Genomic DNA, 12428 nt, shown 5'->3' on the forward strand with positions numbered 1-12428 from the left:
CTACAGCGCTCCAGCAGCCGTCTTGTCCAGCACGCCGCTGCCCAGGTGGGTAGTAATGTTGAGCGATTGCAGCATGGGCCGCCCTGTTGGGCCGTGGGGATAGTCGATTACCGTGACTGCGCCGTTGCCCTGCTTAAACACCCAGAACTTTTCTGGGCCCCAGCCCATCAGACCGCTAAGGATGGCTTTGTTGACCGCATCGTGGGCAACGACGAGGATGGTAATGGGGCGATTGCTCGGTGCGCTGGCGACGATTTCATTCCAGGCGGCGATCGCCCGCTCCCACACCTGTTGCAAATTCTCCCCAGCGGGCATCTGAACTGTTTCGGGTGTCACCTTCCAGGCGGCCAGTTCATCGGCGTAGACCTCCTGAATTTCCTCCTCCAGCTTGCCTTCCCATAGCCCGTGGCTGATTTCCTTGAGGCGATCGTCCGTCTCTAGGGCAACATCGGGGTGAAATTGCAGAATCAGTTCCGCCGTTTCCTTGGGGCGCAGCATGGGGCTGGTAATTGCCCGATCGATGGGGATATCTTTCAGAAAGAACGCGGCTTTTTCGCCCTGGACGCGCCCATTTTCATTCAGCGGTACGTCGATTTGCCCCTGAAAGCGCTTTTCGCGGTTCCAATCGGTTTCGCCGTGGCGCACCAGCAGCATTCGCGGCCCGCGATGGTTGCCGCGCACGTCCGGCAGCGGCTTGCCCAGGTGATCGACCAGATTCACCGACTCCAACTGCACGGGTTCGCCAAAGCCGCCCGCAAAATTCAGCACGCTGATGGCGCAGTTGGCTTGATTCAGCGCATGATAGTCCGCTGGCCCCAGACCGACCGCCGTGCCAATTAGCGCCCGGTTGATGCCGCTGTGGGCAACGAGCAAAATCGTTTCGCCTGCGTGCTGCGGCAGTGTGTCCCGCCAAAACTGCGCTGCCTGACGATACAAGTCCACCACCGGGAAAAATTCCTGCTCCCCTTCTGGTGTCAGAAGCCGCATCTTCAGCTTTTCTGGTTCCTGTTGCCAGTGGCGATAGGACTCCGGAAACCGCTCCTTCACCTCGTCAAAGGGCAGCCCTTCCCACTCCACCATGTTGATTTCCTTGAGGTCGTCCCGCAGTTGCAGGGCGGGCGGATTGTCTAGCTGGGCCGTGAGAATTTCGGCCGTTTCCCGCGCCCGCTGGAGCGGACTGGCATACACGGCGGCAAAGGGCAGCCCGCGCAGTGCCAGCCCCGTCAGCTGGGCCGCCTCGCGCCCTTCGTCGGTCAGTGTAGACTCGTCAAAATGTCCCTGGATGCGGCGCAGGGTGTTGTAGGTGCTGATGCCGTGGCGCACCAGGATGACGCGAGTAGCCAGGGCTGTGTCCTCCGTGTATGAAAGGGGTGTACTGGGTGCAGAGGGTTGCTTTCAAATGCTTTCAAATAGAAGCATTCTACCCCGTTCGTTCTCCAAATCTGGGGGAATCTGGGGGGAACCTGGGACGAAATATAGGGAAAATCTGGGGGCGATCGCCCTGCATGACACCCCATCCTGCTACACCTGTTGCTCTGACCAGGGGATCTCCAGGGGATCTATCGAGCGATGGAATTCGCTCGGTCATCACTGCTGCGACTGGGGAACAGTGAGATAATGCCGGGGTAACCCTGCACGATGGCTGAACGTTCGTCACTCCACTTGTCACTCGAAGCAGCAGGATTGAGTCCCGTTGTCAGTGTTCTACTCCCAACATCAAATCCCTCAGTAAATCTCTCAATGTTAATCGTCTGTTGACCTGGCGCATAGCCCCAAACCCGTTATCTCTTCTCCAAATCTCTAACCCTTCTTCCCAAAAGGCATGACCCTCAAACGACTGATTCTCAGCGTGTTGACGCTGTTTGTGGCAATTTTGGTCGGCGGTTCGCTCTGGAGTAGTTTTCAAGAACCGCAAATTACGAACCGTTTACAGCTTTATCAGACCAACTTGCTGCTGCACGCCACGGCGGCCACCGAAATCACGGGAGAGGTCGATGGGGCGGCCTTGCAAAAGGCGCTGCTAGGAGAGTCTCCGCTGAAGACGGCGCTGGAGCAGTATCAAGCCGTTCGGAAGGCGGCAGAGGCCGATCTGGCGAAGCTGGAAAAGCGGTTGGCGACGGTTGATCCGGCGACGCTGGGAGACTCTGGCCCGCCGCCCGCTGCGTCCGCGCGCCCGATTCCGTCGCGCACGGTCGATTCGCAAGCGGCCCGCCTGACTACTGCGCTCCAGCAGCAGCGATCGCTCCTCGATCAGTTGGATTTGAGCATTGGCATTTTGCAGGCGGAGCAGGGCGATTTGACCGCTGCCCAGCAAACCTGGGGAAAACTGGCCGAGAGCGCCGCAGCAGGCAGCCCCGCAGCGGACACCGCCAGAACCCTGACGGGCCTCTGGAACGAGCCGCCTCGCATTGTGCCCGATGCCGAAATGCAGCTTCAGAAGGGGCTAGAGGGCTGGTTTCGCTATACGGCGTTGGATCGACTCTATAGCTTGCAGCAGCGCACTGAGGCGCTGAACGCGCTGCGGGCAGACGAGGCAGCGATCGCCCAGGGAACCCTCGGCAAGCTGGCGCTGGTGGGCACAGTGCCCGTGTTAGGGGCGATCGCCGGGGCAGGGCTACTGGTTTTTCTGGTCGCCCAGCGGCTGACCCAAGGCAAACAGTCGATCCTGGCGCTAAATGGCGAGGTACCGTGGGACGTGCCCTGGGACTGGGAAATCATCTGGCAAGTGCTGATTGTCGGCTTTTTCATTGCGGGGCAGGTGGTGGCACCGCTGATTGTCGGGGTGCTGAGTCCAGTCCTGACGGCGTTTGGGCCACGGGCAAAGGCGGTCTATGCCTTCACCTATTACCTGCTGATGGCGGGGTCGGGGCTGGCGGTGCTGTACTGGTCGATCCGCAAGTGGATTCCCCTACCCAAGGACTGGTTTCAATATCGCGTGGCGGGCCGCTGGCCGCTGTGGGGGCTGGGTGGCTATCTGGTGGCGCTGCCGCTGATGATTGGCGTGTCGCTGGTGAATCAGCAAATCTGGCAGGGGCAGGGCGGCAGCAATCCGCTCTTGCAAATTGTCCTGGAAGAAGGCGATGCGCTGTCGCTGGGGCTGTTCCTGTTCACCGCTGCGGTGGCCGCGCCGATTTTTGAAGAGACGCTATTTCGCGGGTTTCTGCTGCCGTCGCTGACGCGGTATATGCCCGTGTGGGGGGCGATCGCCCTTAGCAGCCTGCTATTTGCCGTTGCCCACCTCAGCCTATCGGAGGTGATCCCGCTGACCACGCTGGGCGCAGTGTTGGGAATGGTCTATACGCGATCGCGCAATCTGCTAGCGCCTATCCTGCTGCACAGCCTGTGGAACGCCATCACCATGATTGGGCTATTTGTGCTGGGGAGCGGGGCACGGCTATAGAGCCAGCAACTTGTTCAAAACTCGCAGCCCTACGGTCGGATAAACGCTGACGGCGGCTGGAAGTTCTCCACAGGCACATCCTTCAGCGCCCGCAGCATAAAGTTTCGCCAAATCGGAGCGACATAGCGCCCCCCCGTTACGCCCTGTCCGACGGGGCTGTAGTTGTCGTTGCCTACCCACACCGCCACCGAAAGCTGAGGCACATAGCCCACAAACCAGATATCTCGTTCCGCAGAAGTGGTGCCCGTCTTGCCCGCAGCAGGTCTGCCGATACTGGCCCCCTGCGCCGTGCCGCGAGTAATCACGCCCTGCATAATGTCGTTGAGCGAGGCCACCGCCCAGGGATCTAGCACAAGCTGCGGGCTGGGCGTATTGTCCAACAGCACGCGCCCGGTGCTGTCCGTCACGCGGACGATAAAGGTCGTGTCCGACTGCCAGCCGCCGCTGGCAAAGGTGGCATAGGCCGCCGCCATCTCCAGCGGGGTCAAATCCACCGACCCCAAGGGCAGCGACACCACGGGTTCAATCGGACTCTTGATGCCCAGCGTTCGGCAGACTTCGATCACGCGGTTAATCCCCACCTCCTGACCCAGCTTTACAGCAGGAATGTTGCGCGACTGCTCCAGCGCCGCCCGAAAGCTCATCGCTCCATAAAAGCCGCCGCCATAGTTTTGCGGACGGTAGGTTTCGTAGCCGTCGGGATAGCTAACGGGCGTGTCCATCACAGTAGACTCTGGCGTGTACTTACCCGATGCCAGCGCTGCGTAGTACACAAACGGCTTGAAGGCAGATCCCGGCTGTCGCAGCGCCTGGATCGCTCGGTTGTATTGGCTGGTCTGGTAGTCTACACCACCGACCATTGCCTTCACGAAATGGGTGCGTGGATCTACCGCCACCAGCGCCATCTGGTCTGCCCGAACGCCCTGGCGACGCAGGCTGCGGTGGCCTTCCCGAACCACCTGCTCGGCCATGTTTTGCATATTCAGGTCGATGGTGGTCTGCACGCGCATTCCGCCTTTCAGCACCGCATCCCGACCAAATCGTGCCTGGAGTTCCTGCTCGACGGCTTCGGTGATGTAGGGCGAGCGGCTGGTAGTGAACGAGGTAATATCACCCAGGATAATCGGCTGTTGCTTTGCGGCGGCGGCTTCCTGGGGCGTAATCCACTTCAGCTCCAGCATCCGATTCAGCACAATCGCCTGACGGCGCTTGGCTAGCTGGTAATTCACAAAGGGACTGTATTCTTCTGGAGCCTGGATTAGCCCAGCCATCATGGCCGCCTCCGCCAAATTTAGCTGCGAGGCGGGCTTGCGGAAATAACTCTGGGCAGCGGTTTGTGCGCCGTAGTTGTTGTGTCCCCAATAGACCTGGTTCAGGTACATTTCCAGGATCTGAGGCTTGGTGAAGATTTGCTCTAGACGCAGCGCCAGCACGGCTTCGGCAATTTTTCGGCTGAGCGATCGCTCTGGCGTGAGAAACAGGTTCTTGATCAACTGCATCGTCACCGTCGAGCCGCCTTCCACTGTGCGCCCTTCTTCCAGGTTGCTGAGCAGCGCCCGCCCGACGCTGGTGGGGTTAATGCCGTGGTGCTGGTAGAAATAGCTGTCTTCAATTGCAAGCACAGCCCGCTTCAGGTGGGGCGATACCTCATCCAGTTCTACCACTTCGCGGTTGAACTCGTCGTGAATGCTGTCGAGCAGCACCCCTTTCACGTCATACACGTAGCTCGTTTCAGCTGGGATATAGTTCCGCAGGACTCGCACATCGGGCAGGTTGCGGAAGCTAATGGCCAACCCCACCAGCCCCCCCGCGATGACGGAACTGGTCAGCATCGTGGTGCCCAGCAGCGTTCCAGCCGTGACCTTGCCAACGGCCTGCACAAACTTGTAGATGGGGGCGAGATTATTGGTCTGAACATAGCTCTCAACCCGAGGCGCATTGGCGGCATTGGCAGCACGCGACTTGGCAGATGCTTTCTTTTGGGGTTTCTTTTGACGGGCGGTGTTTGACGACACGGCAGGAAGGGTTTAAGGATTCAGTCAAGAAATGTTCAAAGCGGGCAGATGATTTCGGGCAGGATTTGGGGCAAGCGTTTGAGCAGATTTATATAAAAACAGCAGCATCAAAAGCAGCAGAGGCAGTGGCAAAGCCGAGCGAGTCGTGAAAAAATGAAACCTTGGCTCTTGCAGATCGCTCTTTTGGCAAGGGTTGGCTTTTTGGGTCTGGACAGTGCAGGCTTTAAGATACCCTGCCCTGAGCTATTCCAGAGACGGTGCCAGCGCTGAGAGCGTCAGGTAACTAAATACGATAGCGAAGGATTCGCGCATTCGTCATAGTTGCTGACAGGGGCTGTCGCCAGGTGGTTGATGAAAATCGCCGCTTTTGTACAGCTTTTAGTAAGTATGGCTGAAGATTACATAATTTTCGAGTATTGTGCGGTTTTCTAAAGCCCCTGAGTTTGTAAGAGTTTGTAACCCCGTCTGGATTAACCCTATGGCTGATTTATCGACTGATCCCTCTTTTCAATGGCTGTATCGGGGCATCAGCGAAATTTTTCCCGATCAGCGAGAATCGCAGAGCGCTGACGAAAACCTGGCGCGACGGCTGGCGGAGAGCGATCGCCCCCTCCGCATCAAGTTTGGCATCGACCCCACGGGCACCGATATTCACCTGGGACACAGCACGGTCTATCGCAAGCTGCGGGCGTTTCAGGATGCGGGCCACACCGCGATTTTGCTAATCGGTGATTTTACCGCCCGCATTGGCGACCCCACGGGCAAATCGGACGTGCGGAAGCAGTTGACCGAGGCAGAGGTCGCCCAAAATGCCCAGACCTATCTGGATCAGCTCCGCCCGATTTTGGACTTTGATACGCCGGGGCGACTGGAGATCCGCTACAACTCCGAATGGCTGTCAAAGCTTGATCTGGCAAAGATTCTAGAACTGCTGGGCACGATGACCGTGGGGCAAATGCTGGCGAAGGAGGGCTTTGCCGAGCGCTACGAAAAGGAGACACCGATTTATCTGCATGAATTTCTCTATCCGCTGATGCAGGGCTACGACTCGGTGGCGCTGGCGGCGGACGTGGAACTGGGCGGCACCGACCAGAAATTTAACCTGGCAGTGGGGCGCGACTTGCAGCGGCACTTTGGGCAGCGACCGCAGTTTGGGCTGCTGATGCCGATTTTGCCAGGAACGGACGGTGTTCAAAAAATGTCCAAATCGCTCAACAACTACGTGGCGCTGCGGGAAGACCCGCTGTCGATGTATTCCAAGCTGGAGAAAATTCCCGACAGCGCCATCCTGCAATATTTTGAGCTGCTGACCAACCTGCCGCTGGATGCGCTGCCCGAAAACCCGCGCGATCGCCAAAAACTCCTCGCCCTCGAAGTTGTTAGCCAATATCATGGCAAAGAAGCCGCCCTCGAAGCCCAAAAGTCTGCGCTGAATCTGGTGCAGGGCGACGCGACAAAAGCCGAAGCAGTGCCAGAGTTTTCCCTCAGCGGCATTCAGTTTCCCGCTAAGCTGGCCTACATCCTGGGAGCCAGCGGCCTGTGCAAGAGCAGCAGTGACGGGCGACGACAGATCCAGGGCGGTGCAGTGCGGCTAGATGGCGATCGCCTCGACAATCCTGACACAAGCTTTGACGCACCCGACGCGCTCACAGGGAAGGTGCTGCAAGTGGGCAAAAATCGCTTTACCCGACTCGTGCCCTAGTGCTGTGTCACAGCTAGAACTTAGGTTGGTAGTAAGCGCTTTAGCGCTGAAGCGCGTACTACGAGCCAAAGCATCACCCTAAAACTAGACCATGACACTGCCCTAGTCAGTGTCACAGCTAGAACTTAGGTTGGTAGTAAGCGCTTTAGCGCTGAAGCGCGTACTACGAGCCAAAGCATCACCCTAAAACTAGACCATGACACTGCCCTAGTCAGTGTCACAGCTAGAACTTAGGTTGGTAGTAAGCGCTTTAGCGCTAAAGCGCTTACTACGAGCCAAGGCATCACCCTAGGGCGTGTCATCAATTAAGCCAAGTCAGGGCAGCCGCCATGTAAATTGCACTCAGAAACGTCTCGGCTAACTTGTCATAGCGTGTCGCAATCGCTCGATACTGCTTGAGTTTGGCAAAGAAGTTCTCAATCAGATGCCGCGCTTTGTATAGCTCCTTGTCGTATTCACGCGGTGTCTTGCGGTTTCGCTTGGGCGGAATCACAGCAGCCTTGCCCTGTTGTTGGAGTCGCTCAACCACCCGTTGGTCTGCGTCATATCCTTTGTCAGCCAGGACTGTATCAGCTTGAATGTTCTCTAGCAGCACATCAGCCCCATCAAGGTCACAGGTCTGCCCGGGTGTGAGGTGAAAGCCTGTCGGATTGCCCAGTGCATCGACAGTCGCATGAATCTTGGTGCTCAATCCCCCTTTACTACGACCAATGGCTTGGGCATTGGCATCCCCCCTTTGCCCCAGCACTATGCTGATGAGCACGCACAATCGTGGTGTCGATCATGGCGTATTCGTTGTCTGCATCTTCAGACAGCACCTGAAACACCCGTTGCCATACGCCCGTCTTTGCCCAGCGCCGAAAGCGGGTGTGAACCTTGCGAAAATGACCAAACCGCTCTGGCAAGTCTCGCCAGGGAATGCCGGCTCGATATCGATATAGCACTGCCTCGACAAACAGACGATTATCCTTTGCTGTGACTCCCACCGCCCCCGCTCGTCCAGGGAGCAAATCTTGGAGCCGTTCCCATTGGTCATCGCGCAGGGCGTAGCGTCGGGTTGTCATAATCGTCAGATAGCTGAATCACTGCTGATTACAGCTTATCTAATTGATGACACTCCCTAAAACTAAACCATGACACTGCCCTAGTCAGTAGCCTGATTGAGGCGAGTTGGGGACGCAAAACGGCTGATTCCTCTCTAGCGGCTACTGTTGGGCAGCAGCGGCCGCACCACCATAAACCCAGCCCCAAAGGCGGTGATAATAATCGCCAGCACCGTGAACCAGAGCCAGAGTCCGCTGAGGTCGCGGGGGCGGCTCTCGGACGGGTCGCCGATGGGCAAACTGCTGGGCTGCTCCGTAAACCGGAGGCTGTTGGCTAGCGCGTGCGCCTCGGAAATGGCGGGCTGCGACGGCGGGGCTTTGGTTTTTGGGGAAGTAGGCGATTTCTTGGAGGGCGGTTGCGAGGCTGGCGGGGCGACGGGGCGGATTTGCTGGGCGATCGCCACTGCGTCTTCCTGGTCGGCGCGAGTGGGCGCGACCCACCCCGGTTGGGACATCCCCGCAATCTGCTGAAGATTTAGCACCGACGCACTCAGCCGCTCAATTTCCTGACGAAACTGCTGATTTTGGCGGGCAAGCTGCTGGTTCTGCTGATGCAGCGAGTCCAGCAGGGCTTTGCTGGCCTGAAGCTCTGCCGACAACTCGCGATAGACCGACATCGGCACTGTCGGCGCGTAGCCCGCAGCAGGGGCGGCAGGGGGATTGGGCAGGGCGGCCCCAGGGTTCCGCAGTGAAGGATCTGAGTTGGATTGGGGTTTCATGCGTCGGATCTTGCGTAAAGGGATTAGGGGTTGTCTAAGGGAGTGTCTAAACGATCAGGACTGGACAGCAGTCAATCACGAGTCTTACTAAGGGTATGGGCAATTTTCAGAAAAGGCGCATTCAGTCCGCTAAATTTTCTGTCGCAGGTTTGTTTCGGGTACAAATGCGAGAAAGTCCTACCGTTCTGAGGAAATCTTTGGGCGATCGCCCTTACTATACACCTAAAACATCTGCACTATCCACAGTCGATTGAATGATCGAATGAATGATCGACAGATCGAAGCAATGCAGTTTCTTAGCCAGGGGCTTCAGTCCTGTTCCTCAGTTCATCACTTCAGATCATCACTTCAGACCAGCCCCTCCAGTTCGCTATGGTATGACTATTGCAGGTCGCTCCCATCATTTTCCATACGAATCATGATTTCCAGGCTTTTCTCACGGCTAATGGGTCAGCAGCGCCGTCGGCGCTCTGGGCAAACGGTCTTTCGCCAGAGCGCTGTCCGAACCGTAGTCTCTATGCCGCGCTGGGTGCTGCCGTCTTTGGGCTGGCTACTCGTCGGGGCGATCGCCCTCACAGGCTGCAACCCAACGCAGTTCACCACTCAGGCAGCGCAAGTGCCGCGCATCGTGCTGGCAGAGCTGGGCGATCCCAAAACGTTTAACCCCCCCATGAGCAACGAGGTCAACCCCTCGCTGGGGCTGATGTTCAACGGGATGCTGTCGCAAAACGGGCAAACGGGCGAACTGGAGCCAGAACTGGCCGAGTCCTGGGAAATTTCCGACGATCAGCAGCGCATTACCTTCACCCTGCGCGACGGGCTGAAATGGTCTGATGGAGAACCGCTGACGGTGGATGATGTGGTGTTCAGCTTCAACGACATCTATTTCAATCCCGACATTCCCAGCGGCGAGAGCGACATTTTGCGGATTGGCGCAGAGGGCAAGTTTCCCACCGTGACGAAAGTGGGCGATCGCCAGGTCGAGTTTGCCTCTCCCGAACCCTTCGCGCCGCTGCTCCGCTTTGCAGGCGGCATCGCCATTCTGCCAAAACACGCATTAGCCGATTACGTCTTCTCCACCGGAGCCGACGGCAAGCCTCGCTTTCTCTCCGTCTGGGGCACCGACACGCCGCCCTCAGAAATCGTCTGCAACGGCCCCTATCGCCTCAAAAGCTATCAGCCCGCCGAGCGCATCGTGCTAGAGCGCAATCCCAACTACTGGCGCAAAGACACCCAGGGCAACCCCCAGCCCTACATCGAGCAATACATTATGCAGATTGCAGGCTCGACTGATACCGCGCTGATTCAGTTTCGCTCTGGCGGGTTGGACGTGCTGGGGGTCACACCCGACTATTTTGCCCTGATGAAGCGCGAAGAAGAACGCGGCAACTTCACCATCTACAACGGCGGCCCGGCGCTGACTACGACATTCCTCGCCTTCAACCTCAACCAGGGCAGCCGCAACGGCAGACCCCTGGTAGATCCCATCAAATCCCGCTGGTTCAATACGCTGGAGTTTCGTCAGGCCGTCGCCTATGCTCTCGATCGCCAGCGCATGATTAACAACATTTATCAGGGCGTTGGCGTGCCTCAAGACTCGCCCATCAACAAGCAAAGCCCCTACCACCTGTCTCCAGAAGCGGGGTTGCCTGTTTATGACTACAACCTCGACAAAGCCAAGCAACTGCTCCAGCAGGCGGGCTTTCGCACCAACGCGCAGGGACGGCTGACCGATGCCGACGGCAACCTCGTCCGCTTCACGCTGATCACCAACGCGGGCAACAAAATCCGCGAGAGCCTGGGCGCACAGATCAAGCAAGACCTGGACAAATTGGGCATTACAGTCGATTTTCAGCCGATCGCCTTCAACACACTCGTCGGCAAACTCTCCGATACGCTGGATTGGGAAGCGCATATCCTCGGCTTCTCTGGCGCAGGCGTAGAGCCAGACGGCAGCCGCAATGTGTGGTCCGTAAACGGCACGCTGCACGCCTTTAACCAGGGCGCACTGAGCGGGCAAGACCCCATCGAAGGGCGCGTTATCGCCGACTGGGAGCAGCGGATTAGTGACCTCTATATTCAAGGTAGCCAAGAGTTGGATGATGAGAAGCGCAAAGCCATCTATGCAGAAACACAGCGGCTCGCCCAGGAATATCTGCCGTTCATCCATTTAGTCAACGCGCTGTCGCTGTCTGCTGTGCGAAATACAGTCGAGGGTGTAAAATTCTCTGCGCTGGGCGGTGCGCTCTGGAATATCTATGAGTTGAAAAAAATCAGCCCAGAGTAAGCCAGAGGGGGAAGATTGAAAATTGAAGATCGAAGATTGAAAATCGAAAACTGACATAGCTTATAGCTCTCAACTGCAAAAATGCCGAAATACGTCATGTGGGGCAGCTACTGCGAAAACGTCGTCGAAAAACGCGCCCCCTATCGCCAGGCCCACCTCGATCGCCTCGCGCAACTCAAAGCCGCTGGTTCCGTCGTCACCCTCGGTCCTACCCAGGATCTGACGATGGTCTTCGGCGTGTATGACGCACCCGATGAGGCCGCCGCTCGCACGCTGATCGAAGAAGACCCCTACTGGAGCGCAGGCATCTGGACGGAATATCACCTGAAGGAATGGATTCAGGCGTTTTAATCCGCCGGGTCGTTTGCTGGAGCGATGTACTGCTGTACTTCTGTCAACGGCAGGCTGAGGGCTTCGGCGATCTGCTCGGCGCTGAGGCCGAGGGCTTGCAGTTTGGGAATGGCTCCGTAGCGCGATCGCTCTGCCGCATCTGCCCGCTGCCGTTCCTGCTCCACCAGTTCCCACAGCTCATCGGGAATCAGCAGTTTTTCGCCCGTGTCTTCTCGATAAAAGGCGATGAGTTCCCCATCGGGTTGTAGCCGCAGGTTTAGCACGGCGCTGCGGCCGTCGGTAATCGGCTCGTACACTTCACGATGCAGCCGAAAGCCCCGCAATTGTTCGGGAATCCATTCGCCCTTGGGGTCAAACAGCCAATATTCCTGTACGCCCAACTGCTCATACAGCGTGTATTTGAAGGTTTCGTCGTGCCGCGCTGTGCCCGCTGAGGTCATCTCAAAAATCACCGCAGGCACTTCGCCCTCTTCCCAGATTTTGTAGCTATCGCGTCCGCCCGGCTCTACGTTTTGGATCACCATCACGTCTGGTGCCACCCGCAGGCGGGGAAACCCCTGGGCGTAATACAAAAACTGATCTGCCAGCACCGTTGCCCGCTGCCCTTTGAGGTACTGTTTCAGCACTTCCAGGGTCACGATAATGGCGTAGAGGTGAATGTAAGTTTCGGCCAAGGGTTTACCGTCGGAACAGGGATAAACGACAGGGGGTGGCGGCGGGGCAGTCTCCGGCGGCAGAATGGGCTGTGTTTGGAGCGGCTGAGTCACCATTGGCGCTGACCCCATCAGTAGAGAGTGATGAAACTAGACTAGCAGCCATAGGGCGATCGCCCTGAAACCAGCCTAAAACCA

General features: G+C 57.7%; 9 protein-coding genes. 4 read left to right on the forward strand and 5 right to left on the reverse strand.

The window, feature by feature from the left end; translation table 11 throughout:
* The gene (locus O77CONTIG1_RS14975; protein ID WP_286132338.1) at positions 1–1323 is read right to left on the reverse strand and encodes a histidine phosphatase family protein; all 1323 of its coding nucleotides are present in this window, start codon (positions 1321–1323) and stop codon (positions 1–3) included.
* A 499-nt stretch (positions 1324–1822) separates the two neighbouring features.
* Here O77CONTIG1_RS14975 and O77CONTIG1_RS14980 point away from each other — a divergent pair, with 499 nt between their 5' ends.
* The gene (locus tag O77CONTIG1_RS14980) at positions 1823–3400 is read left to right on the forward strand and encodes a type II CAAX endopeptidase family protein (RefSeq protein ID WP_068511979.1); all 1578 of its coding nucleotides are present in this window, start codon (positions 1823–1825) and stop codon (positions 3398–3400) included.
* Between the two features lie 29 nt (positions 3401–3429).
* Here O77CONTIG1_RS14980 and O77CONTIG1_RS14985 read toward each other — a convergent pair whose 3' ends face one another.
* Positions 3430–5415, reverse strand: coding sequence for a transglycosylase domain-containing protein (locus tag O77CONTIG1_RS14985; RefSeq protein ID WP_317134113.1), 1986 nt, complete (start codon positions 5413–5415; stop codon positions 3430–3432).
* A gap of 478 nt (positions 5416–5893) precedes the next feature.
* Here O77CONTIG1_RS14985 and tyrS point away from each other — a divergent pair, with 478 nt between their 5' ends.
* Positions 5894–7117 carry a tyrosine--tRNA ligase gene (tyrS, locus tag O77CONTIG1_RS14990; RefSeq protein ID WP_068511982.1) on the forward strand — a complete coding sequence of 408 codons (1224 nt, stop codon included), beginning with the start codon at positions 5894–5896 and terminating at the stop codon, positions 7115–7117.
* A 301-nt stretch (positions 7118–7418) separates the two neighbouring features.
* Here the strand turns inward: tyrS and O77CONTIG1_RS23630 are convergent.
* Positions 7419–8181 (reverse strand): IS5 family transposase gene (locus O77CONTIG1_RS23630; protein WP_410503466.1). Its coding sequence is split into 2 segments (ribosomal slippage): positions 7419–7835 and positions 7837–8181, totalling 762 coding nucleotides; the frame shifts between segments, so codons are not numbered across the junction.
* Positions 8182–8315: 134 nt separating this feature from the next.
* Positions 8316–8939 carry a hypothetical protein gene (locus O77CONTIG1_RS15005; RefSeq protein ID WP_084782689.1) on the reverse strand — a complete coding sequence of 208 codons (624 nt, stop codon included), beginning with the start codon at positions 8937–8939 and terminating at the stop codon, positions 8316–8318.
* 418 nt (positions 8940–9357) lie between these two features.
* Between O77CONTIG1_RS15005 and O77CONTIG1_RS15010 the strand changes: the two genes are divergently transcribed.
* Positions 9358–11226: an ABC transporter substrate-binding protein gene (locus O77CONTIG1_RS15010; protein WP_286132339.1), complete on the forward strand. Its 1869-nt coding sequence runs from the start codon at positions 9358–9360 to the stop codon at positions 11224–11226.
* 81 nt (positions 11227–11307) lie between these two features.
* Positions 11308–11577 carry a YciI family protein gene (locus tag O77CONTIG1_RS15015; protein WP_084782694.1) on the forward strand — a complete coding sequence of 90 codons (270 nt, stop codon included), beginning with the start codon at positions 11308–11310 and terminating at the stop codon, positions 11575–11577.
* Here the strand turns inward: O77CONTIG1_RS15015 and O77CONTIG1_RS15020 are convergent.
* Complete coding sequence (locus O77CONTIG1_RS15020; protein WP_084782697.1) at positions 11574–12347, reverse strand: Uma2 family endonuclease; 774 nt, start codon at positions 12345–12347, stop codon at positions 11574–11576. The genes O77CONTIG1_RS15015 and O77CONTIG1_RS15020 overlap by 4 nt on opposite strands.
* Between the last annotated feature and the right edge of the window lie 81 nt (positions 12348–12428).

Origin of the sequence: Leptolyngbya sp. O-77 (assembly GCF_001548395.1) — a bacterium.
GTDB lineage: Bacteria > Cyanobacteriota > Cyanobacteriia > Elainellales > Elainellaceae > Thermoleptolyngbya.